Source organism: Bifidobacterium sp. UTCIF-38, from assembly GCF_006454495.1.
In the GTDB taxonomy this organism is placed as follows: domain Bacteria; phylum Actinomycetota; class Actinomycetes; order Actinomycetales; family Bifidobacteriaceae; genus Bifidobacterium; species Bifidobacterium callitrichos.
Genome location: NZ_JFAL01000006.1, coordinates 121,804 through 148,492, shown reverse-complemented (window position 1 = coordinate 148,492; position 26,689 = coordinate 121,804). Strand labels below are relative to the sequence as shown.

General features: G+C 61.9%; 36 protein-coding genes. 3 read left to right on the top strand and 33 right to left on the bottom strand.

Annotation, left to right across the window (positions count from 1 at the left end):
• Positions 1 to 137: 137 nt before the first annotated feature.
• The 27 genes from rpmJ to BW11_RS02885 form a co-directional block, all read right to left on the bottom strand.
• On the bottom strand, positions 138 to 251 hold the full coding sequence (gene rpmJ / locus BW11_RS03015; protein WP_043164480.1) for a 50S ribosomal protein L36: 114 nt from the start codon (positions 249 to 251) through the stop codon (positions 138 to 140).
• 21 nt (positions 252 to 272) lie between these two features.
• Positions 273 to 491: a translation initiation factor IF-1 gene (gene infA, locus BW11_RS03010; RefSeq protein WP_004268611.1), complete on the bottom strand. Its 219-nt coding sequence runs from the start codon at positions 489 to 491 to the stop codon at positions 273 to 275.
• A 162-nt stretch (positions 492 to 653) separates the two neighbouring features.
• The gene (locus BW11_RS03005; protein WP_140444501.1) at positions 654 to 1,220 is read right to left on the bottom strand and encodes an adenylate kinase; all 567 of its coding nucleotides are present in this window, start codon (positions 1,218 to 1,220) and stop codon (positions 654 to 656) included.
• A 69-nt stretch (positions 1,221 to 1,289) separates the two neighbouring features.
• Positions 1,290 to 2,624 (bottom strand): preprotein translocase subunit SecY, encoded by a 1,335-nt coding sequence (secY, locus tag BW11_RS03000; protein WP_043164715.1) that lies wholly within the window; start codon positions 2,622 to 2,624, stop codon positions 1,290 to 1,292.
• Between the two features lie 219 nt (positions 2,625 to 2,843).
• Positions 2,844 to 3,296, bottom strand: coding sequence for a 50S ribosomal protein L15 (gene rplO / locus BW11_RS02995; protein WP_043164484.1), 453 nt, complete (start codon positions 3,294 to 3,296; stop codon positions 2,844 to 2,846).
• Between the two features lie 2 nt (positions 3,297 to 3,298).
• Entirely contained in the window at positions 3,299 to 3,484 is a 186-nt protein-coding gene (rpmD, locus tag BW11_RS02990; protein WP_043164486.1) for a 50S ribosomal protein L30, read from the bottom strand.
• Between the two features lie 2 nt (positions 3,485 to 3,486).
• Positions 3,487 to 4,245 (bottom strand): 30S ribosomal protein S5, encoded by a 759-nt coding sequence (rpsE, locus tag BW11_RS02985; protein WP_043164488.1) that lies wholly within the window; start codon positions 4,243 to 4,245, stop codon positions 3,487 to 3,489.
• Positions 4,242 to 4,613 (bottom strand): 50S ribosomal protein L18, encoded by a 372-nt coding sequence (gene rplR, locus BW11_RS02980; protein ID WP_043164490.1) that lies wholly within the window; start codon positions 4,611 to 4,613, stop codon positions 4,242 to 4,244. The genes rpsE and rplR overlap by 4 nt, the downstream gene beginning before the upstream one ends.
• A gap of 1 nt (position 4,614) precedes the next feature.
• Positions 4,615 to 5,154 (bottom strand): 50S ribosomal protein L6, encoded by a 540-nt coding sequence (rplF, locus tag BW11_RS02975; protein ID WP_140444502.1) that lies wholly within the window; start codon positions 5,152 to 5,154, stop codon positions 4,615 to 4,617.
• 17 nt (positions 5,155 to 5,171) lie between these two features.
• Positions 5,172 to 5,570 (bottom strand): 30S ribosomal protein S8, encoded by a 399-nt coding sequence (rpsH, locus tag BW11_RS02970; RefSeq protein WP_043164495.1) that lies wholly within the window; start codon positions 5,568 to 5,570, stop codon positions 5,172 to 5,174.
• 83 nt (positions 5,571 to 5,653) lie between these two features.
• On the bottom strand, positions 5,654 to 5,839 hold the full coding sequence (locus tag BW11_RS02965; protein WP_003814530.1) for a type Z 30S ribosomal protein S14: 186 nt from the start codon (positions 5,837 to 5,839) through the stop codon (positions 5,654 to 5,656).
• 1 nt (position 5,840) lies between these two features.
• Entirely contained in the window at positions 5,841 to 6,416 is a 576-nt protein-coding gene (rplE, locus tag BW11_RS02960) for a 50S ribosomal protein L5 (protein ID WP_043164500.1), read from the bottom strand.
• Positions 6,413 to 6,748 (bottom strand): 50S ribosomal protein L24, encoded by a 336-nt coding sequence (gene rplX / locus BW11_RS02955; RefSeq protein WP_043164502.1) that lies wholly within the window; start codon positions 6,746 to 6,748, stop codon positions 6,413 to 6,415. The genes rplE and rplX overlap by 4 nt, the downstream gene beginning before the upstream one ends.
• A 2-nt stretch (positions 6,749 to 6,750) precedes the next feature.
• Complete coding sequence (rplN, locus tag BW11_RS02950) at positions 6,751 to 7,119, bottom strand: 50S ribosomal protein L14 (protein WP_043164503.1); 369 nt, start codon at positions 7,117 to 7,119, stop codon at positions 6,751 to 6,753.
• Between the two features lie 113 nt (positions 7,120 to 7,232).
• Positions 7,233 to 7,493, bottom strand: coding sequence for a 30S ribosomal protein S17 (gene rpsQ / locus BW11_RS02945; protein WP_043164504.1), 261 nt, complete (start codon positions 7,491 to 7,493; stop codon positions 7,233 to 7,235).
• 2 nt (positions 7,494 to 7,495) lie between these two features.
• Positions 7,496 to 7,750 (bottom strand): 50S ribosomal protein L29, encoded by a 255-nt coding sequence (gene rpmC, locus BW11_RS02940; RefSeq protein WP_043164506.1) that lies wholly within the window; start codon positions 7,748 to 7,750, stop codon positions 7,496 to 7,498.
• A gap of 1 nt (position 7,751) precedes the next feature.
• Positions 7,752 to 8,171: a 50S ribosomal protein L16 gene (gene rplP, locus BW11_RS02935; protein ID WP_043164509.1), complete on the bottom strand. Its 420-nt coding sequence runs from the start codon at positions 8,169 to 8,171 to the stop codon at positions 7,752 to 7,754.
• A gap of 6 nt (positions 8,172 to 8,177) precedes the next feature.
• Complete coding sequence (gene rpsC / locus BW11_RS02930; RefSeq protein WP_043164511.1) at positions 8,178 to 8,981, bottom strand: 30S ribosomal protein S3; 804 nt, start codon at positions 8,979 to 8,981, stop codon at positions 8,178 to 8,180.
• Positions 8,982 to 8,983: 2 nt separating this feature from the next.
• Positions 8,984 to 9,343: a 50S ribosomal protein L22 gene (rplV, locus tag BW11_RS02925; RefSeq protein ID WP_043164513.1), complete on the bottom strand. Its 360-nt coding sequence runs from the start codon at positions 9,341 to 9,343 to the stop codon at positions 8,984 to 8,986.
• Positions 9,344 to 9,358: 15 nt separating this feature from the next.
• Complete coding sequence (rpsS, locus tag BW11_RS02920; RefSeq protein WP_003814508.1) at positions 9,359 to 9,637, bottom strand: 30S ribosomal protein S19; 279 nt, start codon at positions 9,635 to 9,637, stop codon at positions 9,359 to 9,361.
• A gap of 15 nt (positions 9,638 to 9,652) precedes the next feature.
• A complete protein-coding gene (gene rplB / locus BW11_RS02915) occupies positions 9,653 to 10,483 on the bottom strand; it encodes a 50S ribosomal protein L2 (protein ID WP_043164515.1) in 831 nt (276 codons plus the stop codon).
• A gap of 36 nt (positions 10,484 to 10,519) precedes the next feature.
• Positions 10,520 to 10,816, bottom strand: coding sequence for a 50S ribosomal protein L23 (gene rplW, locus BW11_RS02910; RefSeq protein WP_043164517.1), 297 nt, complete (start codon positions 10,814 to 10,816; stop codon positions 10,520 to 10,522).
• Between the two features lie 5 nt (positions 10,817 to 10,821).
• Positions 10,822 to 11,481, bottom strand: a complete 660-nt coding sequence (gene rplD, locus BW11_RS02905; protein ID WP_043164519.1) for a 50S ribosomal protein L4 — start codon at positions 11,479 to 11,481, stop codon at positions 10,822 to 10,824.
• 6 nt (positions 11,482 to 11,487) lie between these two features.
• Complete coding sequence (rplC, locus tag BW11_RS02900; RefSeq protein WP_043164521.1) at positions 11,488 to 12,138, bottom strand: 50S ribosomal protein L3; 651 nt, start codon at positions 12,136 to 12,138, stop codon at positions 11,488 to 11,490.
• A gap of 17 nt (positions 12,139 to 12,155) precedes the next feature.
• Positions 12,156 to 12,464 carry a 30S ribosomal protein S10 gene (rpsJ, locus tag BW11_RS02895; RefSeq protein ID WP_003827292.1) on the bottom strand — a complete coding sequence of 103 codons (309 nt, stop codon included), beginning with the start codon at positions 12,462 to 12,464 and terminating at the stop codon, positions 12,156 to 12,158.
• Between the two features lie 261 nt (positions 12,465 to 12,725).
• Positions 12,726 to 13,718, bottom strand: a complete 993-nt coding sequence (locus tag BW11_RS02890; RefSeq protein ID WP_140444503.1) for a YwiC-like family protein — start codon at positions 13,716 to 13,718, stop codon at positions 12,726 to 12,728.
• Between the two features lie 52 nt (positions 13,719 to 13,770).
• Positions 13,771 to 15,351: an MDR family MFS transporter gene (locus BW11_RS02885; protein WP_140444504.1), complete on the bottom strand. Its 1,581-nt coding sequence runs from the start codon at positions 15,349 to 15,351 to the stop codon at positions 13,771 to 13,773.
• Positions 15,352 to 15,565: 214 nt separating this feature from the next.
• Here BW11_RS02885 and budA point away from each other — a divergent pair, with 214 nt between their 5' ends.
• Positions 15,566 to 16,330 carry an acetolactate decarboxylase gene (budA, locus tag BW11_RS02880; protein WP_043164528.1) on the top strand — a complete coding sequence of 255 codons (765 nt, stop codon included), beginning with the start codon at positions 15,566 to 15,568 and terminating at the stop codon, positions 16,328 to 16,330.
• Positions 16,331 to 16,462: 132 nt separating this feature from the next.
• On the opposite strand, the gene adhE is transcribed toward budA, so the two are convergent.
• Positions 16,463 to 19,195 carry a bifunctional acetaldehyde-CoA/alcohol dehydrogenase gene (gene adhE, locus BW11_RS02875; protein ID WP_140444505.1) on the bottom strand — a complete coding sequence of 911 codons (2,733 nt, stop codon included), beginning with the start codon at positions 19,193 to 19,195 and terminating at the stop codon, positions 16,463 to 16,465.
• Positions 19,196 to 19,731: 536 nt separating this feature from the next.
• Between adhE and BW11_RS02870 the strand changes: the two genes are divergently transcribed.
• Both BW11_RS02870 and BW11_RS11765 read left to right on the top strand, forming a co-directional pair.
• A complete protein-coding gene (locus tag BW11_RS02870) occupies positions 19,732 to 20,862 on the top strand; it encodes an ROK family transcriptional regulator (RefSeq protein ID WP_140444506.1) in 1,131 nt (376 codons plus the stop codon).
• Between the two features lie 133 nt (positions 20,863 to 20,995).
• Complete coding sequence (locus BW11_RS11765; protein ID WP_258184490.1) at positions 20,996 to 21,124, top strand: hypothetical protein; 129 nt, start codon at positions 20,996 to 20,998, stop codon at positions 21,122 to 21,124.
• 78 nt (positions 21,125 to 21,202) lie between these two features.
• On the opposite strand, the gene BW11_RS02865 is transcribed toward BW11_RS11765, so the two are convergent.
• The 5 genes from BW11_RS02865 to BW11_RS02845 form a co-directional block, all read right to left on the bottom strand.
• On the bottom strand, positions 21,203 to 21,604 hold the full coding sequence (locus tag BW11_RS02865; protein ID WP_140444507.1) for a VOC family protein: 402 nt from the start codon (positions 21,602 to 21,604) through the stop codon (positions 21,203 to 21,205).
• 66 nt (positions 21,605 to 21,670) lie between these two features.
• Entirely contained in the window at positions 21,671 to 23,050 is a 1,380-nt protein-coding gene (locus BW11_RS02860) for an MFS transporter (RefSeq protein ID WP_140444508.1), read from the bottom strand.
• Positions 23,051 to 23,179: 129 nt separating this feature from the next.
• The gene (locus tag BW11_RS02855; protein ID WP_140444509.1) at positions 23,180 to 24,184 is read right to left on the bottom strand and encodes a zinc-dependent alcohol dehydrogenase family protein; all 1,005 of its coding nucleotides are present in this window, start codon (positions 24,182 to 24,184) and stop codon (positions 23,180 to 23,182) included.
• Between the two features lie 251 nt (positions 24,185 to 24,435).
• Positions 24,436 to 25,347: an AraC family transcriptional regulator gene (locus BW11_RS02850; RefSeq protein ID WP_181162454.1), complete on the bottom strand. Its 912-nt coding sequence runs from the start codon at positions 25,345 to 25,347 to the stop codon at positions 24,436 to 24,438.
• Between the two features lie 205 nt (positions 25,348 to 25,552).
• The gene (locus tag BW11_RS02845; protein ID WP_140444510.1) at positions 25,553 to 26,593 is read right to left on the bottom strand and encodes an NAD(P)-dependent alcohol dehydrogenase; all 1,041 of its coding nucleotides are present in this window, start codon (positions 26,591 to 26,593) and stop codon (positions 25,553 to 25,555) included.
• Positions 26,594 to 26,689: the final 96 nt, after the last annotated feature.

Below are 26,689 nucleotides of genomic sequence, written 5' to 3'. Positions count from 1 at the left end.
TCCTTCTTGTTAACGTAGGTCTTGCACCCATTCGTCCGGTTCCCCGGCACGGGCCTACGTGCCCGTGGTTCAGTGTCGTTCCCTTGCGGGAAGCACTGTGAATAAGTGCCTGATTAGTGCCGCTGGAGAATCTTCTCTCAGCCCTGACGCTGCTTGTGGCGCGGGTTGGAGCAGATCACCATGACGCGGCCGTGACGACGGATCACGCGGCAGTTCTCGCAGATCCTCTTCACACTAGGGCTGACCTTCATGGTTTTCCTTTGCTTGTACCTTTACTTATAGCGGTACGTAATGCGTCCACGGTTGAGATCGTACGGGCTCATCTCGAGCACGACACGATCCTGCGGAAGGATTCGGATGTAGTTCTTCCTCATCTTGCCGGAGATGGTGGCCAGCACGATGTGCTTGTTCTCGAGTTCAACGCGGAACATCGCGTTCGGCAGCGCTTCGACTACCCTACCTTCGACTTCAATCACACCGTCTTTTGCCATTACTCCCGCTTCCACTCCTCGGTTGCATTACATGTGTATCCGAAGACACACCAAGTTACTAGAATACACGCGAGCCGGACATGCGACACATGGGTGTGTCGCATGTCCGGCTTGTGCGTGACATGTGCTAGTCGTCAGCCGTCGACTGGCTGAACATCATGTTCAGCGGGCATCGAGCGCAGCGACGATGCTGGCCTGAATCGCGTCAATCTCGCCGACGCCATCGATCTCGACCAGCTGGCCGCGGGACTTGTAGGTGTCCAGCAGCGGAGCGGTCTCCTGAGCATAGGTGGCCAGACGCTTGGCGATGGCCTCCGGGTTGTCGTCGGTACGGCCCTGCTCCTCGGCGCGCTTAGCGATGCGCTGCATCAGTACATCGTGATCGGCGTCAAGCGCCACGACGGCGTCAAGCGGGGTGCCGAGCTCCTCGAGCATGGCGTCCAGCGCCTCGACCTGGGCCGCGTTGCGCGGATATCCGTCGAGGATCCAGCCGTTCTTCGCATCGTCCTGAGCGAGACGATCCTTGACGATGGAGTTGGTCAGCTCGTCCGGAACCAGCTCGCCCTTGTCGGTGTAGGCGATGACCTTGAGGCCGAGCTCGGTCTTGCCCTTGATATTGGCGCGGAAGATATCGCCGGTGGAGATCGCCGGGATGCCGTAATGCTCGGCGAGCAGCGCGGCTTGGGTGCCCTTGCCGACGCCCTGCGGGCCCATGATAAGAAGACGCATGTCAATCCTTCCTAATGTTGCCTAATGGTTGATTGCGGATGACTCCGACTGGCATCTGCCAGACGAGTGTCAGCCTTCCTTGTGGTCGGTGTTCTCGAACAGGAATCCGGCGTACTGGAACTGCTCGGTCTGGGCCTTGGCCTGACGCAGCGTGTCAAGACCGACGCCCGCGATGATCAGGATGGTGGTGCCACCGAACGGCAGCTGGGTGTTGAGGCCGAGCGCCATGATGAGCACGGTCGGAATGAGCGCGACGAACAGCAGGTAGACGGCACCCACGGTGTTCAGGCGGTTCATGACGTAGCTCAGGTAACGGCTGGTGGCGTTGCCCGCACGGATGCCCGGGATGAAGCCACCGTACTGCTTCATGTTGTCCGCGGTCTCGTCCGGGTTGAACGTGATCTCGGTGTAGAAGAAGCAGAAGAACACGATCATCAGCGCGTACAGCGCGATGTACCAGATGCTGGTGGTGTTCGCCAGGTTGCTGTTGATCCACTTGACCCAGCTCTGGTCCGACTTGCCGAACTGCGCGATGAGGGTCGGGATGGCGAGGATCGACGAGGCGAAGATCGGCGGGATGACGCCGGACATATTGATCTTCAGCGGCAGGTAGGTGGAGGAGCCGCCGTACATCTTGCGGCCGATCATGCGGCGAGTGTACTGCACGGGGATACGACGCTGGCACAGCTCGACGAAGTCGACGAAGATCAGGATGACGACGAGCACGGAGACGACGATGGCGAACTTGGCCCAGTCGCCGTCGGTGCCGTTGGTGCCCCAGCCGATCTCCCACAGCTGCGGCAGGAAGCCGGAGCAGATGGACATGAAGATGAGCACGGACATGCCCTGACCGATGCCCTTGTCGGTGATGAGCTCGGCCATCCACATGATCAGGCCGGTGCCACCGGTCATGATGAGGACCATGACGATGAGGTTCCACACCGATCCGTCGGGGATGACCTGCGAGCAGGCGTAGTTGAACAAGGCGCCGGAGCGGGCGGTCACCAGGATGGTGGTGGACTGCAGCACGGCCAGACCGATGGTCAGGTAACGGGTGTACTGCGTGAGCTTGGCCTCACCGGATTGGCCCTCCTTGTGCAGGGCCTCGAAACGCGGGATGACCACACGCAGCAGCTGAACCACGATGGATGCGGTGATGTACGGCATCACACCCAGCGCGAAGATGGACAGCTGCAGCATGGCGCCGCCGGAGAAGAGATTCACCAGTCCGATGAAGTTCTCCTGGCTGCCCTGCAGGGTGGTCAGACACTTTTGCACGACGGTGTAGTCCACGCCCGGGGTGGGGATGAACGAACCGATGCGGTAGATAATGATGATGAACAGAACGAAGAGGATCTTCTTCCTCAGTTCCTTCGTCTTCAAGGCCTGGATTAACGTCCTCACCTGAAATCCTCCCATACCGCGCCCCATGGCGCGTACACATACAAGCACGTTTTTGAACGCTAGCGCAACAGCATATCCTACCGTGCCTACTTAATGTCAATGGACCGGCTCATCGGCCCCAAAACTTGAGACATGACACGGAACATGACAATGACCCCTCCGCCCGGATGAGCGAAGGGGTCATTGATCACATCATGTGTTCCGCGGAACCGATTGCGATCAGTCCTCGGAGATGCTGCCGCCGGCGGCCTCGATCTTGGCCTTGGCGGAAGCGGAGGCCTTCACGCCCTTGAGCGTGAACTTGGCGGAGGTCTCGCCCTCGCCAAGGACCTTCACCGGCTGGTTGGCGCGCACGGCACCCTTAGCCACGAGGTCGGCAACGGTCACCTCGCCACCCTCCGGGAAGATCTCGGCGAGCTTGGCGATGTTGATGACCTGGAACACCGTACGGAACGGGTTCTTGAAGCCACGGAGCTTCGGAAGGCGCATGTACAGCGGGAGCTGGCCACCTTCAAAGCCCGGACGCACGTTCGTGCGCTTGGTCTGGCCCTTGAAGCCACGACCCGCGGTCTTACCCTTGGAGCCCTCACCACGACCGACACGAGTGCGGTCCTTCTTGGCGCCCGGGGCAGGCTTCAGATCGTGCATCTGCAGGATTTCGTTGTCTGCCATAATCAGTCGACCTCCTCGACAGTGACCAGGTGACGCAAAGCGTTCACCATGCCACGCACGGCCGGGGTGTCCTCACGGACGACCGTCTGACCGATCTTGCGCAGGCCCAGAGTCTGAGCGGTAGCGCGCTGGTTCGGCTTACGGTTCACGAGACCGTGATGCAGCGTAATCTTCAGGTTCTTGGCCATACTCACTCACCGTCCTTCGCTTCGGCGGCCTTGGCGGCCTGAGCCTCTTCGCGAGCCTTGCGGGCCTCGGCGATGCCGAGAGCGCGGGAGCGCAGCAGGGCGTCCGGAGCGACTTCCTCGAGGGAAAGGCCACGACGGGCGGCGATCTCCTCCGGCTCCTCAAGCTGCTTGAGGGCGTCGACGGTCGCACGCACCATGTTGATTGCGGTCGGCGAGCCCATGGACTTGGACAGCACGTCGGTGATGCCGGCGCACTCCATGACGGCGCGGACCGGGCCACCGGCGATAACGCCGGTACCGGGGGCGGCCGGGCGCAGCAGGACGGTGCCCGCGGCGTCGTGACCGATCACCGGGTGGACAACGGTGCCACGAACGCGCGGCACGCTGAACATGTGCTTCTTGGCATCCAGCTGGCCCTTGGCGATAGCCGCCGGGACCTCACGGGACTTGCCGTAGCCAACACCCACGGTGCCGTTGCCGTCGCCGACCACCACGAGGGCGGCGAAGCTGAACGTACGACCACCCTTGTGGGTCTTGGACACGCGGTTGATCGTCACGACGCGATCGAGGAGCTCATCGCCCTTGTTCTCTTCGCGACGGTTGCGACGCTCACCACGACGGCCCTCACCGCGACGGCCACCACGGCCCTCGCCGCGACGGCCACCACGACGATCGTCGTTGGCGTTGTTCTCTTCAGCCGGAGCAGCCTGAGTGTTCTGAGTCTCTTCAGCCACTTGGGTTTCCTTCATTTCTTCGCTCACAGTGCCAGACCTCCCTCACGGGCGCCCTCGGCGACGGCGGCGACACGGCCGGTGTACTTGTTGCCACCACGGTCGAACACGACGGCCTCGATGCCAGCGGCCTTGGCCTTCTCGGCGATCAGCTCGCCGACCTTCTTGGCGGCCTCAACCTTGGTGCCCTCGAAACCGGCGAACTCGGCGGTCAGGGTCGAAGCGGACACGAGGGTCTTGCCCTGCGTGTCGTCGACGATCTGAGCAACCATGTGGCGGTTGGAACGGGTGACCACCAGGCGCGGACGCTCGGCGGTACCGGTGATGTGCTTGCGGATGCGGGCGTGGCGACGCAGGCGCGCAACCTTCTTGCCCTTGCCGAAAATAGTGACGCTCATATCACTTACCAGCCTTTCCAGCCTTGCGCAGAATATGCTCGTCGGCGTACTTCACACCCTTGCCCTTGTAGGGTTCCGGAGCGCGCAGCTTGCGGATGTTCGCGGCGACCTGACCAACGGACTGCTTGTCGGTGCCCTCGACGACCACGTGGGTCGGGTCGGTCACCTTGAGCGTGATGCCCTCAGGCGGGTTGATGGTGATGGTGTGCGAGTAGCCGAGGAAGAACTCGATGCCCTGGCCCTTGGCGACGGCGCGGTAACCGGTGCCGACGATCTCAAGAGTCTTGGAGTAGCCATCGTGAACGCCCTTGACCATGCCGGCCATGATGGAGCGAGCCAGACCGTGCTTGGCACGGGTCGGACGCAGGTCGTCGGCAGCGGTAACGATGATCTCGTTGCCCTCGACGGCCGCGGTGATGCCCTCAGGCAGGACGTAAGAGTCGGAACCCTTGGCGCCCTTGGCCTCGAAGTTCTGACCGTCGATCTTGACCTCAACGCCAGCGGGGATGGCGATGGGGAGCTTACCAATATGCGATGCCATGTGTCAGCTCTCCTTTCTCACCACACGTAGGCGACGATCTCGCCGCCGATGCCTCGGTCGAGGCATTCCTTCTGGGTCAGCAGTCCCGACGAGGTCGAGATGATGGCGATGCCAAGGCCGCCGAGCGGCATCGGCAGGGAGTCGGACTTGGCGTAACGACGCAGGCCCGGCTTGGAAATGCGCTTGATGCCCTGGATGGAGCGTTCGCCGTTGGGGCCGTACTTGAGGGTGACCTCGAGGGTCTGACCGACCCTGGCCTCCTTCGCGGTGAAGTCTTTGATGTAGCCTTCGCGCTTGAGGATCTCGGCGATGTTCGCCTTGAACTTGGAGTACGGCATATCCACGGTCTCGTGCTTCGCCGCGCTCGCATTACGCAGACGCGTCAGCATGTCTGCGATCGGATCTGTCATTGTCATGTGGGCTAGTGCCCTTTCTCGCCGTGGTTTCCGCCGCCCGCTCCCCTATCGGGAGCTAGGCCGCGGACCTTCAGCGTCGATGTTTACCAACTGGACTTCGTAACGCCGGGGAGCTCGCCGCGGTGGGCCTTCTCACGAAGGCAGATGCGGCACAGGCCGAACTTACGGTACACGGAATGAGGACGACCGCAGACCTGGCAGCGCGTGTAGGCACGCACCTTGAACTTCGGCTTGCCGGCCGCCTTGTTCTTAAGAGCGGTTTTTGCCATATCAGTTCTCCTTGAAGGGGAAGCCAAGGTGCTTCAGCAGAGCGTAAGCTTCCTTGTCATCCTTGGTGCTGGTCACCACGGTGATGTCCATACCGCGCTGGTGATCGATCGAGTCGGGATCGATCTCGTGGAACATGGACTGCTCGGTGAGACCGAAGTTGTAGTTGCCCTGACCATCGAACTGGTGGCCGTTGATACCGCGGAAGTCGCGGATACGCGGCAGAGCCAGCGTCAGAAGACGATCGAGGAACTCCCACATGCGCTCGCCACGCAGGGTGACGTACGCGCCGATGGCCTGGCCCTCACGCAGGTGGAACTGCGCGACGGACTTCTTGGCCTTCGTGATCTTCGGCTTCTGGCCGGTGATCAGGGTGAGGTCCTTGACGGCGCCCTCGATGAGCTTGGAGTCACGCGCTGCAGCGCCGACGCCCATGGAGACGACGACCTTCTGCACACGAGCGACCTGCATCGGGTTGGAGTACTTGAACTCCTTCTCGAGCTCAGGGATGATCTGCTCGTTGTACTGCACCTTCAAGCGCGGGGTGGCCGGCGCTTCGACGGTAGTGGTGTCGGTCATGCCAGCTCCTTTCCGGACTTCTTGGCGACGCGCACGCGCACGGTCTTGACCTTGCCGTCACGCGCCTCTTCCTTCACGACGATGCCCACGCGGGTCGGCTGCTTGGTCTCCGGGTCGATGACCATCACGTTGGAGCGATGGATCGGGGCCTCGGTGGAGACGATGCCGGACTGCTGACCCTGCTGGGTCGCGCGAACGTGCTTCTTGACGATCTGAACGCCTTCGACGATCAGGCGGTCATCGGACAGCACGCGCTTGACGGTGCCCTCCTTGCCGCGGTCCTTACCGCGGATGACCTTCACCTGGTCGCCAGCCTTGATCTTGGCTGCCATTGTCAGATCACCTCCGGGGCGAGGGACACGATGCGCATGAAGCGCTTGTCGCGCAGCTCACGAGCAATCGGTCCGAAAATACGAGTGCCCTTCGGTTCACGGCCGGAGCCGAGAATGACGGCGGCGTTCTCGTCGAACTTGATGTAGGAGCCGTCAACACGACGGTACTCCTTGACGGTACGGACGACGACGGCCTTGACCACGTCGCCCTTCTTGACCGATCCGCCAGGGATCGCGTCCTTGACCGAGGCGACGATCACGTCGCCCAGGCCGGCATAGCGTCGCTTCGAACCACCGAGCACGCGAATGGCAAGGAGTTCCTTGGCACCCGTGTTGTCGGCGACATGAAGCCGCGTTTCCTGCTGAATCATTGATTCTCCTTAGCCGAGCTGGTTCTCCCCGCACACCGGGCGCGGTAGAGGAATAAGCACAGAATACCTATTCATACCGCGCCCGGTGGACGGCGAGCCTTGCCGAACTTGTTTTACTTGGCGCGCTCGATGATGGATTCGAGACGCCAACGCTTGGTCTTGCTCAGAGGCCGAGTCTCCATAATACTCACGAGGTCGCCAATCTGGGCCTCGTTGTGTTCATCATGGACCTTAACCTTCTTGGTGGTGCGGACGACCTTGCCGTACAGCGGGTGGGTCGAACGCTTCTCGAGCTCGACGGTGATGGTCTTGTCCATGGTATCGGACACGACGTAACCGCGACGAACCTTGCGGAAGTTACGCTCTTCAGCCATGATCACTTCTCCTTAGCGGTTTCAGTGGCGGCCGGCTCAACGGTGATGCCGAGCTGACGTTCGCGCAGCACGGTGTACATGCGGGCGATGTCACGCTTGACAGCCTTGAGGCGGGCGGTGTTCTCGAGCTGACCGGTCGCGTGCTGGAAGCGCAGGTTGAACAGCTCTTCCTTGGACTTCTTCAGGAAGCCCTCGATATCCGCGTTGGTCTTCTCATTGAGGTTCTTGATGGAGTACTCTTCGGTTCCGACTGCCATATCAGATGTCACCGCCTTCACGAGCAATCACACGGCACTTCATGGGGAGCTTATCGATGGCGCGGCGAAGAGCCTCGCGTGCGACATCCTCGGACACACCACCGATCTCGAACATAACGCGACCGGGGTGGATGTTGGCGATCCAGAACTCAGGCGTACCCTTACCGGAACCCATTCGGGCACCGAGGGCGTGCTTGGTCAGCGGGCGATCCGGGAAGATCGTGATCCACACGCGGCCACCACGCTTGATGTAGCGGGTCATGGCGATACGCGCGGCCTCGATCTGGCGGTTGGTCACGTAGGCCGGGGCCAGCGCCTGGATGCCGTAATCACCGAAGTTGATCTCGTTGCCGCCCTTGGACATGCCAGAACGGACCGGACGATGCTGCTTGCGGTACTTGGTCCTCTTTGGGATAAGCATTCTTGCTCACTCCTTCGTTTCCGTGGCGGCGGGAGCCTCGGCGGCTTCGGCCTTCGGAGCCTCAGCCTGCTGACGGCCGGCACCAGCGTTACGGTTGCCACGGCGCGGACGACGATCGCCACGACGGCCGGGGCGGTTGTTCTGCTGAGCCTGCTGCTCCTCGAACTCGCTTTCGGTCATATCGCCCTTGTAGATCCACACCTTGACGCCGATGCGGCCGTAGGTGGTCTTGGCCTCGAAGAAGCCGTAGTCGATCAGGGCGCGGAGGGTCTGCAGCGGAACGCGGCCCTCACGGTAGAACTCGGAACGGCTCATTTCCGCACCGCCGAGGCGGCCGGAGAGCTTGATGCGGATACCCTTGGCACCGGCGCGCATGGCGTCCTGCTGGGCCTTGCGCATGGCGCGACGGAAGGTGACGCGGTTGGTCAGCTGCTCCGCGATGCCCTGAGCGACGAGCTGGGCGTCCAGCGCGGCGTTCTTGACCTCGAAGATGTTGAGCTGGACCTGCTTGCCGGTCAGCTTCTCGAGCTTGGCGCGGACCTTCTCGGCCTCGGCGCCACGACGACCGATCACGATGCCCGGACGGGCGGTGTGGATGTCGACGCGGACGCGGTCACGGGTGCGCTCGATGACGATCTTGCTCACACCGGCACGCTCGAGGTCCTTGTTCATCTCCTTGCGGATCTTGTCGTCCTCAAGCACGAAGTCGGAGTAACGCTCGCCGGCCTTGTTGGAGTCGGAGAACCACTTGGAGCGGTGGTTCTCAGTGATGCCAAGACGGTAGCCAAACGGATTGATCTTCTGACCCATCTTTAGCGGGCTCCTTCCTTGTTGGCGACGACGACCGTGATGTGGCTCGTGCGCTTGTTGATGCGAGCGGCACGGCCCTGGGCGCGGGCGCGGAAACGCTTGAGCGTCACGCCTTCGTCCACGTAGGTCTCCTTGATGAACAGGTCGTTCTCGCGGAACGGCTCGCCGGCCTTATCGGCCTGGAAACGAGCGTTGGCGATCGCGCTCTCGAGGACCTTGCGAACCGGCAGGGACGCGTCCTGAGGGGCGAACTTCAGAATGGTGACGGCTTCGGTCGCCTGCTTGCCTCGGATGAGGTTGACCATGCGACGAGCCTTGCGCGGCGTCACGCGGACGTGACGAGCGATTGCTTTAGCTTCCATAAGTCATGCTCTCCTTTAGCGGCGGGCCTTCTTGTCGTCCTTCACGTGACCCTTGAAGGTCTTCGTGGGGGCGAACTCACCGAGCTTGTGGCCGACCATCGCCTCGGTGACGAACACCGGGACGTGCTTGCGACCATCGTGAACAGCGAACGTGTGGCCGATGAAATCGGGGGTGATCATCGAACGGCGGGACCACGTCTTGATGACGTTCTTGGTGCCCTTCTCGTTCTGCTCGTCGACCTTCTTCTGCAAGTGGGCGTCGACGAAGGGGCCCTTCTTGATGCTACGAGTCATCTCTTCGAATCTTCCTTACTTGCGGTTCTTGCCATTCGGACGACGACGAACAATCATCTTGTTCGAGGCCTTCTTCGGACGACGAGTACGAACCTCGCCCTTGCCCCACGGGGAAACCGGCGGCTTGCCACCGCGGGTACGACCGCCGTGCGGGTGGTCGACCGGGTTCATGGACTCACCACGGGTGATCGGGCGCTTGCCCATCCAACGAGCGCGACCGGCCTTGCCGAGCTGGACGTTGGCGTGGTCCTCGTTGCCGACCTCGCCGACGGTGGCGCGACAGCGCGCGTCGACGTTGCGGATCTCACCGGACGGCATACGCAGCTGGGCGTACGCACCGTCCTTGGCGACGAGCTGAACGGCGGCACCGGCGGAGCGGGCGATCTTGGCGCCACCCAGCGGGCGGAGCTCGATCGCGTGCACGATGGTACCGGTCGGGATGTTCCTCAGCGGCAGGTTGTTGCCCGGCTTGATATCGGCCTGGGCGCCGGTCTCGATGACGTCACCCTGCTTGATGCCCTTCGGCGCGATGATGTAACGCTTCTCGCCATCGGCGTAGTGCAGGAGGGCGATGTTGGCGGTACGGTTCGGGTCGTACTCGATGTGGGCGACCTTGGCGGGCACGCCGTCCTTGTCCCAACGACGGAAGTCGATGAGACGGTACTGGCGCTTGTGGCCACCGCCGCGGTGGCGGGAGGTCATGCGGCCGTAGGAGTTGCGACCACCGGTCTTGGACAGCTTGCGAACCAGCGACTTCTCAGGCGTGGAGCGCGTGATCTCGGCGAAGTCCGAGACGGACGCGTTACGGCGGCCTGCGGTCGTCGGCTTATAAACGCGGATAGCCATAATATAGTTCTTCCTTTAACTTTTCTCGGCTAGCCTTCAGTTACCGAAGATGTCGATCGTCTGACCCTCGGCGACGGTCACGATCGCGCGCTTCTCGTTGACGCGACGGCCGAAACCGGTGCGGGTGCGCTGCTTCTTGCCAGCGCGGTTGAGGGTGTTGACGCTCGTCACCTTGACATTGAAGATCTCTTCGATAGCCTGCTTGATCTGCACCTTGTTCGCGGACGGGGCCACCACGAAGGTGTACTGGCCGCGATCGGAGTTGGCGTAGCTCTTCTCGGAGACGACGGGCTTAAGGATGACGTCGTGTGCCGGCTTGTGAATAGCGACCATGAAAATCAGGCCTCCTTCGGCTCGGTCTTCGCCGCGACGAAGGCCTCGAGGGCCTCCTTGGTGAAGACGACGTACTGCGCGGTGACCACGTCGTACGTGTTGAGCTGATCGACGAAAATCGGATGAACGGTCGGGATGTTGCGCACGGACAGCCACTCGTTCACGTTGTCGCGGGTGAACACGACGGTGGTGAACTTGTCGTTGGTGACCGGAGTCAGAGCGGCGACGGCGGCCTTGGTGGACGGGGTCTCACCGATGCCGAAGTCGACCACGGCGACGCGACCGGCGTTGAAGCGGTCGGACAGCACGTAGCGCAGAGCGGCGGCCTTCATCTTCTTCGGGGTGCGCTGCGCGTAGTTGCGCGGCTGCGGGCCGAACACGACACCACCGTGGTACCACTGCGGCGCGCGGATGGAGCCCTGACGAGCACGACCGGTGCCCTTCTGCTTCCACGGCTTCTTGCCGCCGCCGGAAACGTTGGCGCGGGTCTTGGTGGCGTGGGTGCCCTGACGGGCAGCGGCCAGCTGGGCCACGACGACCTGGTGGATCAGCGGGACGTGCGCCTGCACGTCCTCGGCGGAGATGCCGAAGAGCTCGGCCGGGGCCTCGACGGTGCCCGCGTTCTGGCCGGCGTTGTCAGTGACGTTCAGAGTAACGTTTGCCATGGTTTATCAGGCTCCCTTCACCGCAGAACGGACGAGAACGATGCCGCCCTTCGGGCCCGGAATGGCGCCCTTGATGGCGAGGATGCCGTTCTCGACATCAGCGGAGACGACGGTGAGGTTCTGCGCGGTGGCGGTCACATGACCCATGCGGCCGGCCATACGCTTGCCCTTGAGGATACGGCCCGGGGTAGCGCACGCGCCGACGGAACCGGGGCGACGCTCGTTCTTGTGAGAGCCGTGGGAACGGCGGTAGGACTTGAAGCCCCAGCGCTTGATGGTGCCAGCGAAGCCCTTGCCCTTGGTAGTGCCGGTCACATCGACCTCGGTACCCTCGGCGAAGAGCTCGGCGGTCAGTTCCTGACCGACCGTGTACTCGGTGGCGTTGTCCTCGCGCACCTCGACGAGGTGACGACGGGGGGTGACACCGGCCTTGGCGAAGTGGCCGGCGAGCGGCTTGGTCACCTTGGTCGGATCGATCTGGCCGTAGCCGATCTGGACGGCGGTGTAGCCGTCGGTCTCATCGGTCTTGATGGCCGTGATCACGTTGGTGGAAACGTCCACCAGCGTGACGGGGACGAAGAAACCGTTCTCGTCCCAGACCTGAGACATGCCGATCTTCTTGCCCAGCAGAGCCTTGCAATCGTTCCTTTGCGACATAGTGGTTCCCTCCTCCCTTACAGCTTGATCTCGATGTTGACGTCCGCAGGCAGATCGATGTGCATCAGGGAATCCACGGCCTTCGGGGTCGGGTCCACGATGTCGATGAGGCGCTTGTGCGTGCGCATCTCGAAGTGCTCGCGAGAATCCTTGTACTTATGAGGAGAACGAATAACACAGAAAACGTTCTTCTCGGTCGGCAGCGGAACGGGGCCAACAACAGTTGCGCCCGCGTTCGTCACCGTTTCGACGATCTTCTTCGCCGATTGGTCGATGACCTCGTGGTCATAGGACTTAAGCCTGATGCGGATTTTCTGTCCCGCCATTGCCGTCCGCCCTTTCTAGCGATTCGTGTACTGTTTACCAGCCTGCTTCTTAAGGGCACCGGCGCGCATGGCCTCCCTTGGACATACGTCCTCTGGCGGTCATCCGACATCAGTGCACGGCCCACCGAAACCAAGTGGATGGTTCCGGCCCCGTGCTCGCTTTGTTATTTCCAAATGTGCGAGCCCAAATCAGGCAACTTGTTTATCTAAGCATCGAGGCCGGACTAAATCATCAGGACGGATGTCTCGGCGTGTCGCGATTCACATGGTCAACGGCAGACCGAGCGTGAGCGACAGGGCGAAGGTCAGCACCGTCGACATCATCTCCGTGACGCCTGCGATCAACGGCTTCAGAGGCCTGAATCGACCCAGGATCGGCAACACGACTGCGCGGGCGAGGAGCCACACGACCAGCACCACCAACAGCACGCTCGCCGCGTCGAGACGATCCCACCCCCGCGAGACCGAGACGCCAGCAGTACCACCCGCCCCAAGCAGCATCACGCCGTGCCAGATCCACGACGCCGCCACATATGATCGTTTGCCACGCTCGCGGATCATCGTTTTGACGAACAGGACCGAACCGAACTGAACGACGGCGAACAGCGCCGCCAGCAGCACGCCGACGATCGGCAGCGAATACGCGTTCCACCAATCCCCCGGCACGGGCAGCGAACGGACGGCATCCATGCCCGCGTTGATCGACGTCTCGCATCTGCCAGCCGCCGCCACAACTGTCGACGGGCCATCGCCGAGGAACCGATTGAGGGAGCCGTTGATGACGGCGCAAGCCGCCCCGGCGATGTTGCGCGTACCGAACGACGTCTCGACGGCGGCCATCAGCGACGAGGCGGCGACGGCGACGCCATTGCCCCACAGCGAGCGTTCGCGCCGCGTCCACGCGGCGAGGAGCGACAGCGCGGCCAGCACCATATATATGGGAGCCCATCGCATGATGCCCGGTCGGGTGATGACGAACGGCAGTCCGACGATGGCCAATGCCGTCAGATATCCCAGCATCGGCTTGAGATAACGGCGCGACATCCGCGATTTCAGCCACCGGGATGCGGTGAACTGCACGCAGTAGCACAGGGTCCATGCCACGAACAGCCAGACGGAATCGGTGTTCGCGCCGCCCACGATGAGTCCGGACAGTGCAGGAGACAGGGCCATGGCCCATGCGCCGGGCTGATCGGGGATCCACGTTCTGATGGTCGACGCGCGTCGCGTGCGATAGGTGTGTCTGGTAGTCATAGGCTCCAACCATGCACTACCCCTCAGACCCGCTCCGCGAAATCACAGTGGTCTAGTGACGCATGCGGGAGAGGGCGCGACGGGTGGCTTCGCGGGTGGAGCCGGCGCCGTCGCCTCGTACGCCGACGAGCACGAGGATCACCATGACGAAGCAGATCGCGGCGGAGATGCGCAGCGCCCACTGGATGCCGAAGATGTTGGCGGTGACCGCGTCGACGCCCGCGGCGTGGCGGACTGCGGTGAACGTCTCCATGAGGATGACGAGGATCGGCGCGCCCATCGCGCCGGCGACCTGTCGGACCGTGTTCGTCACGGAGGATCCCGCGGAGATCTCCCCGGGCTCGAGGCAGTTGAGCGACCAGGTGGTGATCGGCATCAGCAGCGATCCCATGCCGATCTGGCGGATGAACTGGCAGATCGATACCCACCAGATCCACGTATCGGAGGAGATCAGGCTCATGCCGATGGTGCCGAGGGTGAGCACGATCGCACCGAACAGAGCGACCGGGCGTGCGCCGAAACGGTCGAGGGCCTTGCCTCCGAACAGCTGGGAAATGCACTGGCCGATCGCACCGGGCAGCATGATCAGTCCGCTCATCGTCGCGGAGAAGCCGCGATCGTTCTGGATGTACAGCGGCATGATGACCAGAATCGAGCTGAACGCGAAGAACGCGAGCGAGGCGGTCACCGTGCCGACGGTGAACGAGCGGTTCTTCAGGACGCCGAGGTCAAGCAGCGGCGGTTCGGGAGTGTTTGCGCAACGTGCGCCGGCGGACGCGGCGGCTTCCCGCGTGACGTGTTCCTTGGCGTACTCCTTATATATATGTGCGCGACGGATCTGGCGTACCACGAACCAGATGATGCCGACGATGCCGACGAGCATCGAACCCCACACCATCGGGTTGACGAACGGATAGTTCTCGATATTCGTGAAGCCGAACATCAATCCGCCGAAACCGAAGATCGACAGGGCCACGGAGAAGAAGTCGGCGCGGGCGGCCGCGTCGTGCTCGCCGAAGTTGTGCAGCCACAGACACGCCGCGATCAGGGAGATCGCACCGATGGCAGTCAGGGTCAGGAAGATCGAACGCCATCCGTTCGCGTCGGTCTGGAGGCCGCCGAGCGTCGGTCCGATGGCCGGGGCGACGCTCATCGCGATGCCGACCATGCCCATCGCGGCGCCGCGGCGGGACAGCGGATAGATGGAGAAGACCGTGATCTGCAGCACCGGCCACATGACTCCTGTGCCTATCGCCTCGAGCACACGTCCGAGCAGCAGAATCAGGAAGGACGGGGCAAGCCACGCGCATACCGAACCGAGCGTGAACACCGCCATCGACACGATGACGATCTGACGCGTGGAGAATCGACGGGTCAGGAACGCGGTCAGCGGCACCATCACGCCCATCACGAGCTGGAAGACGGAGGTGAGCCACTGGCCGGTGGTGACGTTGACGCCGAACTCGTCGACGATCGACGGCAGGGCCGCACTCAGCTGCAGCTGGGTGAAGTTGCCGACGAACGTGATGAACGTGAGAATCGCGAGGGAGACGAACGCCGTGTGCGTGAGTTTGCCGTCGACGTACGATTCCTCGCTGGTGAGCACCGTATCGATACCGCGCTTGGTTGCCATATGCCGCATACTTCTTCCCGTGCCGCACCGGGATTGCACCGACGTTCTTGTCGGGCGCCCCCTGAAAGCACTCGGATACGCTATACCCACCTCTGTACCGTTACAGGGGATTACGCCACGGGCATGAGTGCGGACAAGCATGTGAGACAAGTCACGTCCATTGCGTTGCGCGAGGTCTTGAGGGACGAATCGCGAGACCTTTATATTACGAATTGTGAGCGAACTCAAAGGCAAGGCCATCGAGCCGATCCACGAGCACAGGGCGAACGTCCTCTATCAGCACGGCACACTGGCGCTATTGGTGCCGGGCCTTCTGGAGGGCACCACCACGATGGGCGAACTACTCACCCATGGAGACACCGGCATCGGCACCGGCGAGGGACTCGACGGCGAGATCATCGTACTTGACGGCAAGGCGTGGAAGGTCGGACGCACCGGCGCGGTCGAAGCCGTTCCCGATGATCTGACGCTGCCGTTCGCGAACATCCATCGCGCGGCGTTCCAATACCAGTGCGAGCGCAGCGATATCGGTCTGGAGGAGCTCAACCGACGCATCGTGGAGGCGAACGGACGCGCGAACACGTTCTTCTCGGTGATCGTGCGCGGCACGTTCAGCTTCATCAAGACACGTGCGGTCATCAAGCAGCAGGCCCCATACCCCACACTGGAGGAGGTGGCCGACCGTCAGGCGATCTTCCTGGGCCATGACGTGCGCGGCGTGATGCTCGGCTACTTCTCCCCCGTCATGTTCCATGGCGCCGCGGTGGCCGGATTCCATGAGCATTTCCTCGCCGACGATCATTCGATCGGCGGGCATGTGCTCGACGCGGTGCTGGAGCGCGGTGAGATATTGAGTCAGGTGTTCGACACGCTGGTCACGCACCTGCCGGTGGACAACCCCGACTATCGCAATCACGATTTCAGTCAGGACAACATCGGCGAGGCGATCACGCACGCGGAGGGCGACACGCACCGTTAGATAGCGCGCGGACTTACGGCAACCATACGGCAACAGGGTCGGCTCCCGATTGATGTTCGGGAACCGACCCTGTTTCGGTGGACGATGAGCTCAGCCGATGATCAGCTCAGCCTGCGATCTGGCAGACTTGACTCAGACGCGCTCGGAGGCTTCCTCGGTGGCGGCTTCGCCTTCGCGTTCGACGCGCAGCTTGTGGCCTTCGGCCTGGCTGACGCCGTAGTAGGCGGCGATGGCGATGTCCTTCATGTCGTTGATCAGCGGGATGCGCGGGTTGGCCGGCGTGCACTGGTCCTCGTAGGCACGCATGCCGATCTGGTCGAGCACGCTCCAGAAGTAGTCCTCGTCCACGCCGCACTCCTGGAAGCTCTTGTTCATGCCGAGCTTGTTGTCGCGGTAGTCCTCGACCGCGCGCGCCAGGTTCTCCACGGCCTCGGCCGGGGTCTTGCCGGTGTCCACGCCCAGGTTGCGGGCGATGTCGCGGTAGCGCTCGTCGGCCACGTACTTGTTGTACTTCGGCCAGCTCGTCGGCTCCTCGGGCACCTGGCCGTTGTAGCGGATCACGTACGGCAGCAGGATCGAGTTCGTGCGGCCGTGCGCGATGTGGCACAGGGCGCCGATCGTGTGGGCCATGCCGTGGCACATGCCCAGGAACGCGGAACCGAACGCCATACCGGCCATCGTGGCCGCGTTGTGCATCTTCTCCTGCGCGACCGTCTTGGCCAGACCCGGCTCGCCGTTGACCGACTCGGCCAGGTTCTCCCAGATCAGCTTGGCCGCGTGCAGCGCCATGCCGTCGGTGAAGTCGTTCGCGTACACCGACACGTACGCCTCGAAGCTGTGGGTCAGCGCGTCGAAGCCGGCGTCCGAGGCGAGCCTGCGCGGCTGGGTGCGCGCGAGCACCGGGTCGACGATCGCGACCGACGGGGTCAGCGCGTAGTCGGTGATCGGGTACTTGTAGCCGGTCTTGTGGTCCGTGATCACCGCGAACGGCGTGACCTCCGAACCGGTGCCGGACGAGGTCGGGATGCACACGAGCTTGGCCTTGCTGCCCAGCGGCGGGATCTTGAACGCGCGCTTGCGGATGTCGAAGAACTTCTCGCGCACGTCGCCGAAGCTGATCTCCGGGTGCTCGTAGAGCAGCCACATGATCTTGGCCGCGTCCATCGGCGAGCCGCCGCCGACCGCGATGATCGTGTCCGGCTCGAACTCCTCGCGCATCATCTCCGCGCCCTTCTCGACCGTCTCGACCGAGGGCTCCGGCTCGACGTAGTCGATGATGCGGAAGGTCACGTTGTTCGCGCGGGCGCGCAGCTGGTCGATGATCTTGTCGACGACGCCGAGCTGCTCCATGACCTTGTCGCACACGATGACGGCCTTCTCGATGCCGAACATGTCACGCAGGTACTTGATGGCGTTCGGCTCGAAGTACGTCTTCGGCGGGATCTTGAACCACTGCATGTTGTTGTTCCTCCGGGCGATGCGCTTGATGTTGAGCAGGTTCACGGCCTGCACGTTGCCGGACACCGAGTTGCCGCCGTACGAGCCGCAGCCCAGGGTCAGCGACGGGGCGATCGCGTTGTAGATGTCGCCGATGCCGCCCAGCGAGCTCGGCTGGTTCCAGATGATGCGGCACGCGTGCATCCTCAGGCCGTACTCGCGCACGAGGTCCTGGTTGTTGGTGTGGATCGCGGCGGTGTGGCCGGCGCCCAGCTTGAGCATAGCCTCGCACATCTCGAACGCCTGCTCCTTGTTGTCGGCCTTGAGCACGGCCTGCACCGGGGCGAGCTTCTCGTGGGTCAGCGGCTCGTTATCCGACACCTCCGCGCATTCGGCGGCCAGGATCGTCGCGTCCTCGGGGATTTCGAAGCCGGCGGCCTTGGCGATGTACTGCGGGGACTTGCCCGGCACCACGGAGTTGAGCTTCGGCGTGCCACCGGAGAACGCTGTGCAGCCGAACATGTACTGCTCGAGCTTGGCCTTCTCGTCGGCGTTCACGAAGTAGGCCTTGCGGCGCTTCAATTCCTTGACGAGCGGCGCGTACACGTCCTTGTGGGCGATGATGGCCTGCTCGGTGGCGCAGATCATGCCGTAGTCGAAGTGCTTGGACAGGATCAGGTCGTTCGCGGCGCGCACGATGTCCACGTCCGCATCGACATAGGCCGGCGCGTTGCCCGCGCCCACGCCCAGGGCCGGCTTGCCCGACGAGTACGCGGCCTTGACCATGCCCGGACCGCCGGTCGCCAGGATCGTGGCCACGCCGTCATGCTTCATCAGCGCGCCGGTCGCCTCGATCGACGGGTGCTCGATCCACTGGATGCAATCCGCCGGCGCGCCCGCCTCGATCGCGGCGTCACGCACGATGCGCGCGGCCTCGACCGAGCACTTCTGGGCGCCCGGGTGGAAGCCGAAGATGATCGGGCAACGGGTCTTCAGCGCCAGCAGCGACTTGAAGATCGCGGTCGACGTCGGGTTCGTCACCGGGGTCACGCCCGCGACCACACCCACCGGCTCGGCGACCTCGTCGATGCCCATCACGTCGTCCTCGCGGATGATGCCGACGGTCTTCTGACCCGCCATGTAGTTCGTGACGTGCTCACACGCGAAGATGTTCTTCGTGGCCTTGTCTTCGACCAGGCCACGACCGGTCTCCTCGACCGCCATGCGCGCCAGCACCAGATGCTTGTTCAGCGCCGCGACCGACGCCTTCGCTACGATGTGGTCGACCTGCTTCTGATCCAGCTTCTCGAACTCCGCCAGGGCCTTCAGGCCCTTCTTCACCAGCGCGTCAACCTCGGCCTCAGCCGCCGCCTGCTTCTCCTCCGGAGTCGGCTTGGTGGGGGTGTCGGCCTTCTTAGCGTCTGCCATGAATCCTCCTCGATCGGTGGTATTTGCACAACATGTCATATGTATGGACATCTCCAGCATGCGGGTCCCGTCCGTCGCTTCCGGCGCACGACCATCCGCATGTGGCCTAGGTCACAATATATCGAAGACCACGCAGTGGCGCATACGCACAAAAACGTCGGCGTTTCATGAGAGTTTATGAGAGATTTTTGTGATTTCCTGTTCAGAAAACCTCACAAAATCAAAAAAACAGCTCCATATTGATGCCTTTTGTTCATTTTTTGATAATTCAACCACAAGAACCAAACATTGCTTGCACAATCTTTTAGAAAGTTGTTTTCTAAATGTATACAGTTCATTCACAATTCAAGAAAGCCAGTTACAAAAAGATGGGCGATCAACGACGACTCACCATCTCCTACTCCTCGAAGCCTACATCCACTGCCCTGCACCCCGGACACCCTCTTCCAATGAACGAGAACACGCTTTTACAAAGTAATCTTGTATAATGGCTGCACCGACGAAGGATAGAACGACATCACAGCGGAGGTCACCACATGAGGGCGATGCCATCGACGGCGGTCAAAGCGCACAACCGCAAGGCGATGACTCAATACCTGTACGCACACAATCACGTCACCAAGCAGGAGCTGGAACGCGAGTTGGGGCTAAGCCTGCCCACCATCACGCAGAACCTGCGCGCCCTCGAACAGGACGATATCATCCGCAAAGGCGACCTTCGCGAGTCGACAGGCGGCAGAAAAGCGCAGGCGTACGAGTTCAATCCGGACCACCGCACCGCGATCGGCGTGACCATGCGGGCAAACGAGGTGCGCATGTGCGCGGTGGACCTCGCCGGCACCGTCGTCGAGCGTTTCAGCCGCACGCTCCCCTACCGCAACATGAACGCCTACTACCAGCGCATCGGCGGCATCATCGAGAACTTTGCGGCGGACGTCGAGAAGCGGCACGGCCCCGTGCTTGGCGTATCCTTTGCGATTCAAGGCATCATCTGCCACGACGGAAGCACGATCGTCTTCGGCAATATCATGCACAACACCGGGCTTACGCTCGATACCCTCGCACAGTCCATACACCGTCCCTGCATGATGATTCACGACTCCGACGCCTCCGCCATGGCGGAGCTGTGGTTTGACAAGACGATCACCGACGCCGTGTGCATCTACCTCGAACGACGCCCCGGTGGCGCGGTGATCGTGGACGGCAAGCTGAACCAGGGACCGAACCTGTGCAACGGGGCGATCGAGCACATGACGCTCGTGCCGGGAGGACGCGAATGCTACTGCGGCCAGCGCGGGTGCATGGACCCTTACTGCTCACCGGAATCGCTGCCAGAGGACTACGAATCCATTCCCGGATTCTTCAGCGTGCTCGAACAGGGCGAACAGCATCACCGCGAGCGCATGGACGAATGGCTCGACTACGTGACGCAGGCGATCGTCAACGCGCGGTCGGTCGTCGCCGGGGATGTGATCGTCGGCGGCGAGGCGGCACAGTATCTGGAGGACGATGACATCGACGATCTCAGACGCCGTGTCGTCGATCACACACCGTTCGGCACCGAACGGTTCACGTTACGCCGCAGCCACTGCGCGGAGGATCAGAACATCATCGGCGCGGCGTTGCGCTACGTCGAGACCTATCTGAACGGGATCTGCAGCGAATAGATTCGATCTGTAATGCAATTAGGTTTTTGAAAAACAATTCATATAAGTCGCGGTCAAGCGTTACGCTGTCACCGACGACCGAAGACACCGGCCGATCACATCCTAGGATGCAAACAACGGAAAGGAACCAATCATGTTGAACAAGAAGAAGATCATGGCGGCCGTGCTTCGCGGACTCGAGGTCAGCGGCGTGAACGCCCTCGCCCAGGCAGGCTACAGCGAATCCACCCTCAACGCCATCGAGGCCATCGAGAAGCGCTGACCCTCCTCACATATGCGAAGGGCCGATGCGCAATGGAGCGCACCGGCCGATGGATCGCGACGCGACGCGAGATCAAATCTACTTGACGATCTCGCAGAATTCGATGGTCTCACCGTTGGGGCCATAGACGTTGAAATAGCGGATGCCCTTCTTCCAGAACGTAGGGATCGATTGGATCTCAGTCTCCTTGAATCTGAGCCCCAGTTCCTTGGCGTTCTCCCACGCTGCCTCGATGTCCGGGGTGTCGAACGCCCAGTGGTTGATGGCGCCGGCGGCCATCGGGGCCTCCTCACCCTCCCACGTCTCGATGGTCAGGTGGCCGTAGCGCAGGAACGCGCAGCGGTTCCCGCCGTTCAGATAAAGACCGGCAAGTTCGAAGCCGAGCTTCTCACGGTAGAAGGCGATGGTCTCGTCCAGATCCCTGGCGATCATGCCGGAATGCTGGAAATCAGTGGTGAATGCGGTCATAGACTTGGTCATGATAGTTTCCTTTGAATTGAATGTGATCGAATCGATACGGCCCAAAATATCGCGCCGGCCCCGTGTTCAGACGAGGTCCACCGCGGAACGGCTTGCCACCACGGTCACCTCGACCGGACGCATATCGGAGACGGAGGAGGCCGGCGCCTGCGCCGTCTCGCCATCGGTCGACCCTTCGTTTGCAATACGGCGTCCCCTCTCGTCGAAGCCGGGCTGCTTCGGATGCAGAGTGCAGGTGAGCAGGAACGCCACCACATACAGCGCTGCATACGTCCAGCAGATGCCTTCGATGCCGATCGACGGCAGAAGAACCGTGGCGATGCCGGGACCGACGAACGTGGTCAGGCCTGCGGCCAGATTGTAGGCGGAAAGGGCTGCGCCCTGCTTGCCCGGGGCCTCGAGCGTCATGATGGTCGGCAGGCAGGAGAACGCGCAGGTGCCGATGCCGACGATGATGGAGGCGACGATCATCATCGCCGCGTTCGCACCGAACCACTGCGGGATGTAGTAGAAGGCGACGGACCCGACAGCGAGCACGCCGCAGCCGAACCAGCGCATCGGCCACACCCATCCGAAGCGATCCATGAACCAGCCCCAGAAGGTGTTGAAGATCAGGGTGACGACGAACACGAAGCCCCAGATACGCATCCACTCCTCGGTTTTGAAGATGTTGATGCCACCATACTTCGTGGTGCACAGGTAGAGCGGCATGATGACCGGGAAACCATACAGCAGCAGATTGTTGATGATGCGGATGATGGCGCAGACGGCGATCTTGCGGTTGGTGAACAGGATGGTGGCACCGTCGGTAAGTTCCCTCAATTTTTCCTTGGTGCTCAGACCCTCTCCTTTGACGACCTTGTTCTTCGGCACGAACAGGAAGCACATGACGGTGCCAACGATGGAAAACGGCAGTGCGAACCAGAAGGTCCGGTATTCGCCGAAGACCGGCATGATGAAGCTCGGCAAGTAAGCGCCGAACACGCCGATGCCCAGCGAGAAGCAGGTCCAGAAGAAGCCGGCGGCAGAGGCGAGGCGCGCAGGGCTGATGTACTGCGCCATGAGTACCACGAAGCTGTAGATGAACAGCGGGTAACCGAGTCCACGCACCGCGTAGACGGACAGGACGAACGGGTAGACGCCGCTCGGCAACGCCAAGGCGAGGAACACCAGATGGACGCCGATCCACCAGCAGGCGCCGAACATCATGACGCGGCGGGCGCCGAACATCTCGGCAAGCACGCCGGCCGTCCATCCGCCAAGCGCAGCGAACAAGCCGTAGACGGTGACCAGGCCGGACGCCTGTGCGGCGGTGAAGCCCTGATCGACCATGTATTTGGACAGGAAGGTGAGTTCGAATCCATCGCCTGTCATGAAGATGGCCACGGCGAGGAATCCGAGCAGCAGCGCACGGGGGATGCCGAATTTTTCAAAGAATCGAATCATAGATAACCCTTACAGGAACGTCGTTGTCGAATGTGGGTCACGGAAAGGACGAATCACGAGAAGAACAGACAGAGGAAAAGATGATGGCCGCCGGGAAAAGGGAAAACCGGCGGCCAAGTATGGTGAAGCTCAGTCGCCCAACTTGACGACGGCCTTGGAGACGCCCTTGATCTTCCCGTCGAGGAAGTCCTGAACCTCGTCGAGTCCGAGCTCATGGCTGATGAGCGGCGCGACGTCCAACTTGCCGGATTCGAGCAGGCTGATGGCGTCCTTGAAGGTGAGCGGGTTGATGAAGGAGCCCTGAATGGTCAGCTGCTTCTTGTAGATGTCATAGGTGTTCATCTCGAAGTGCGCCTCCTGCGGTCCGACGCCGAACATGAGCACCTGGGCGCCCTTGCGCGCGGCCGCTACGGCCTGCGCCTGCGTGGTCGGCAGCCCCACGGCCTCGATGATCACGTCATAGGACTCCTCCGGAATGGACTCGCGCGTGGTGTTGTACACGTTCCTCACACCGAACAGCTCCTGGTTGCGCTTGAGCTTGTCGTCGAAAATACCCGCGAGGTCAACCTGATGCACGCCGTAGGCCTGCACGATCTGCGCGAACAGCTGGCCCATGAACCCGTCTCCGATGACGAGCGCCTTCTGGTAGGGACGCAGCTTGAGCAGATCGACGCCGTGCACGGCGCAGGAGATCGGCTCGATGGCGGCGGCGTACTTGAGAGAGACGTTGTCCGGCAGTTTGTAGACCACGGACGCAGGTGCAGTGAACTGTTCGGCGAGGCCGCCGTCGCGGGTCACGCCTACGGCGGAGAGGTGGTCGCACAGTTCGGGACGCTGGGTGAGGCAGTAGTCGCACTGGCCGCAGTAGATGTTCGGGTCGACGGCGACGCGGTCGCCGGGCTTCACGTTGGTTACGGCGGCGCCCACTGCGGCGACGACGCCGGAGTTCTCATGGCCGAGCACGATCGGCGGCACGGCGGCGGCGGAGCCGGGACGGCCCGCGTACAGGTCATGGTCGGTGCCGCACACGCCGGCGTATGCGGTGTTGACGAGCACTTCGTCGGGGTTGATTTCGGGGGTGGGCAGGTCCCGGATCTCGAACTGCTTGACTCCGGTGAGCACGAGTGCCTTCATGGTGGTTCCTTTCTACCGCCTTCCACTACGAAGGCGTGTTGTCGGATGTGGTGCGACGTTCGGCTGCCATCCCGCGTTCCTTGCGGGGTGTTGACTCACACTATAACTTCCTTATCCCTATTTTGCAAATCTGTTTTCTAAAACAAGTTCATACCGGCGTGTCGTAAGTTCAATGCACCCTGCACTTCACCGGTTCGGGCGTGACGTACCACTGACCACGTCACACCAACAACGGCTGCATGAGAAATCCATCACCGCATCGCGTGCATCTTCCGATACGCGGAAGGGGTCATGCCGGTTTCATCACGGAAACGACGGTTGAAATTAGAGGCGTTGTCATAGCCGCTGATCCGCTGGATACGAGAGATCGGCATGTCCGTGCAAATCAGCATGCGACAGGCGCGACCGACCCGCAGACGTCGTACAAAGTCGGCGAACCCGACACCCGCCACACGTTTGAAGAAGCGTGAGAACGTGGACACGCTCATCGATGCGGCGTTGGCGGCACCCTCCAGACTCACATCGTCAAGATGCGCTGAAATATAAGTGATCGCGGCATTGACGCCGCTTTCGGCGCCCACCGCCACTGCCGGGTTGTATTCCGGAGTGACCACGGTTCGGCTCTCACCCGCAGGAGCCTGTTCAAAGACCGAAAGCATGGTGATCAAATCGGCCACACGCCGAGATGGCGAATGATCACCCATCCCCACCAGCACATCAGCGACGTCACGGGCCGATCCGCCGGAAAGGACCAGCGCGTGGGACGCCCGCCGCAGCACCTGCTCGAAACCGGAGGTTTCGGGGAACGCCGACGACAGCATACGAATGGTCTGCAGTCTGACATGGCATAACACATCACGGTTCACCAGCCGCTCCCCTGGCATGAGATCGGAAAGCCAATTATGCGGCAAATTGGAGCCTATCAACGCCACATGCCCCGGCTCGAATGGCAACAGCCCGTCACCGGCCATCAGCTGACCGGTCCCCTCACGAATCAGGTGGATCTCGAATTGGGGATGGTAATGCCATTTCGCCAATGAATTCGGATAGCCATGGCACGCCCATCGAATCGCCGCACCGGCATCAGGAACAATGACCTCCAGGGAACCAGAACCGACACCCGCACCTGTACCCGACGAGACGAATCCTTCCGAACCAGTCACAGCCAACCTCCTCACTCCGCTGATCCACAGCTTATATATTGTCGGCGTACGCCCTGCATATGACGAAACGGAGTTCGAGCGTCGACCGGCGACGGCGAACACCAACTGGAATCTTTTTGGTGATCACCGTCAACCGAATGGACACTCGGACTCCCTTTCACCCGCCGTCAAAGAGACAGCGCCCAAAAGGACGACATTCGACACATCAACGATGATCGACCGTGATCTGCAGCTTGATGTCTCCCGGACGCCCCTCGTCCATGCGATCGAAGGCCGCCTTGGCATCGTCCATCGCGAACGTGTCGGTGATAAAGGGCTTGAGGTTCAGCCTGCCGCTGGCGACCAGATCAATGGCCTTCTGATACACGTTCGCATAGCGGAAGATGTTCTCGATACGCACCTCGGTGGCCTGCAACTCGGTGATGTCGATGGACACCGGATTGACTGGAATGCCTACCAAGACGGCACAGCCACCAGGAGCGATGAGCTTCCAGAAGGTCTCATACGCCTTCGGCGCGCCGGAGCATTCGAACGCCACGTCGGCACCCCATCCGTCCGTCTCCTCACGGACCCGTTCGACCAGATCCTCCTTGGTCAGATCGACGGGGATGATGCCGGGAATCTGTCCGATGATGCCGAGTTTGACGGCAGAGACATCGGAGACGAGCACCTTGGACGCGCCACCGGCGAGCGCCGCGGACGCGGTCAGCATACCGACGGTGCCGGAACCGGTGACCACGCACACATCACCAGGCTTGATACGGGCCTTGGTGGCAGCCCACATACCCACGGCGGTCGGCTCGAGCAGGGCGCCTTCGCCGTAGCTCATGGTATCAGGCAGGTGGTAGGTGAAGGCGGCGGGGTGGACGACCTCCTCGCACAGGCAACCATCAATCGGCGGAGTGGCGAAGAAACGGACGGCCGGATCGACGTTGTACATGCCCAGACGGCTCGCACGCGAGGTCATATCCGGGATGCCCGGCTCGAGAGCGACACGATCGCCCGGCTTGAATCCAGTGACGCCGGGACCGACCTCCAACACGGTGCCCGCGGCCTCATGTCCAAGGATCATCGGCTTCTCGACAACGTATTTGCCGACTCGGCCATGCGTGTAGTAGTGCAGATCGGATCCGCACACGCCCACGGTATGCGGTGCGATGCGCAGCTCACCGGGGCCGGGCGCCTGCACATCCGGAACCTCGCGAACGTTGATCACGCCCTTCTTCTCCAGAACCACTGCCTTCATGATGTTTCTCCTTGTGTTGTTGGTTTGTTGGTTGTTGGTTTGTCGAGTATTAGCTTCGTTGAGTATCGGCTCGTCGACTTGACCATCCGCGCCTGT

Coding starts and splice junctions, on each gene's coding strand:
- rpsC (WP_043164511.1), bottom strand. CDS start 8,981: ATGGGTCAGAAGATCAATCCGTTTGGCTACCGTCTTGGCATCACTGAG.
- rpsS (WP_003814508.1), bottom strand. CDS start 9,637: ATGACTCGTAGCATCAAGAAGGGCCCCTTCGTCGACGCCCACTTGCAG.
- rpmD (WP_043164486.1), bottom strand. CDS start 3,484: ATGGCCAAGAACCTGAAGATTACGCTGCATCACGGTCTCGTGAACCGT.
- rplC (WP_043164521.1), bottom strand. CDS start 12,138: ATGTCGCAAAGGAACGATTGCAAGGCTCTGCTGGGCAAGAAGATCGGC.
- rplO (WP_043164484.1), bottom strand. CDS start 3,296: ATGGCAGACAACGAAATCCTGCAGATGCACGATCTGAAGCCTGCCCCG.
- BW11_RS11765 (WP_258184490.1), top strand. CDS start 20,996: ATGTTGAACAAGAAGAAGATCATGGCGGCCGTGCTTCGCGGACTCGAG.
- rplV (WP_043164513.1), bottom strand. CDS start 9,343: ATGGAAGCTAAAGCAATCGCTCGTCACGTCCGCGTGACGCCGCGCAAG.
- BW11_RS02870 (WP_140444506.1), top strand. CDS start 19,732: ATGAGGGCGATGCCATCGACGGCGGTCAAAGCGCACAACCGCAAGGCG.
- rpsH (WP_043164495.1), bottom strand. CDS start 5,570: ATGACAATGACAGATCCGATCGCAGACATGCTGACGCGTCTGCGTAAT.
- BW11_RS02885 (WP_140444504.1), bottom strand. CDS start 15,351: ATGGCAACCAAGCGCGGTATCGATACGGTGCTCACCAGCGAGGAATCG.
- rplR (WP_043164490.1), bottom strand. CDS start 4,613: ATGAGCGTCACTATTTTCGGCAAGGGCAAGAAGGTTGCGCGCCTGCGT.
- rplN (WP_043164503.1), bottom strand. CDS start 7,119: ATGATTCAGCAGGAAACGCGGCTTCATGTCGCCGACAACACGGGTGCC.
- BW11_RS02865 (WP_140444507.1), bottom strand. CDS start 21,604: ATGACCAAGTCTATGACCGCATTCACCACTGATTTCCAGCATTCCGGC.
- rpsQ (WP_043164504.1), bottom strand. CDS start 7,493: ATGGCTGAAGAGCGTAACTTCCGCAAGGTTCGTCGCGGTTACGTCGTG.
- infA (WP_004268611.1), bottom strand. CDS start 491: ATGGCAAAAGACGGTGTGATTGAAGTCGAAGGTAGGGTAGTCGAAGCG.
- BW11_RS02860 (WP_140444508.1), bottom strand. CDS start 23,050: ATGATTCGATTCTTTGAAAAATTCGGCATCCCCCGTGCGCTGCTGCTC.
- adhE (WP_140444505.1), bottom strand. CDS start 19,195: ATGGCAGACGCTAAGAAGGCCGACACCCCCACCAAGCCGACTCCGGAG.
- BW11_RS02855 (WP_140444509.1), bottom strand. CDS start 24,184: ATGAAGGCACTCGTGCTCACCGGAGTCAAGCAGTTCGAGATCCGGGAC.
- rplD (WP_043164519.1), bottom strand. CDS start 11,481: ATGGCAAACGTTACTCTGAACGTCACTGACAACGCCGGCCAGAACGCG.
- rplE (WP_043164500.1), bottom strand. CDS start 6,416: ATGACCGACACCACTACCGTCGAAGCGCCGGCCACCCCGCGCTTGAAG.
- BW11_RS02965 (WP_003814530.1), bottom strand. CDS start 5,839: ATGGCAAAAACCGCTCTTAAGAACAAGGCGGCCGGCAAGCCGAAGTTC.
- rplF (WP_140444502.1), bottom strand. CDS start 5,154: ATGGCATCGCATATTGGTAAGCTCCCCATCGCCATCCCCGCTGGCGTT.
- BW11_RS02845 (WP_140444510.1), bottom strand. CDS start 26,593: ATGAAGGCAGTGGTTCTGGAGAAGAAGGGCGTGATCAACGTTCGCGAG.
- rplW (WP_043164517.1), bottom strand. CDS start 10,816: ATGGTCGCTATTCACAAGCCGGCACACGACGTCATCCTTAAGCCCGTC.
- rpsJ (WP_003827292.1), bottom strand. CDS start 12,464: ATGGCGGGACAGAAAATCCGCATCAGGCTTAAGTCCTATGACCACGAG.
- rpmJ (WP_043164480.1), bottom strand. CDS start 251: ATGAAGGTCAGCCCTAGTGTGAAGAGGATCTGCGAGAACTGCCGCGTG.
- BW11_RS02890 (WP_140444503.1), bottom strand. CDS start 13,718: ATGACTACCAGACACACCTATCGCACGCGACGCGCGTCGACCATCAGA.
- rplB (WP_043164515.1), bottom strand. CDS start 10,483: ATGGCTATCCGCGTTTATAAGCCGACGACCGCAGGCCGCCGTAACGCG.
- BW11_RS03005 (WP_140444501.1), bottom strand. CDS start 1,220: ATGCGTCTTCTTATCATGGGCCCGCAGGGCGTCGGCAAGGGCACCCAA.
- rpmC (WP_043164506.1), bottom strand. CDS start 7,750: ATGGCAGTCGGAACCGAAGAGTACTCCATCAAGAACCTCAATGAGAAG.
- rplP (WP_043164509.1), bottom strand. CDS start 8,171: ATGCTTATCCCAAAGAGGACCAAGTACCGCAAGCAGCATCGTCCGGTC.
- rplX (WP_043164502.1), bottom strand. CDS start 6,748: ATGGCAGCCAAGATCAAGGCTGGCGACCAGGTGAAGGTCATCCGCGGT.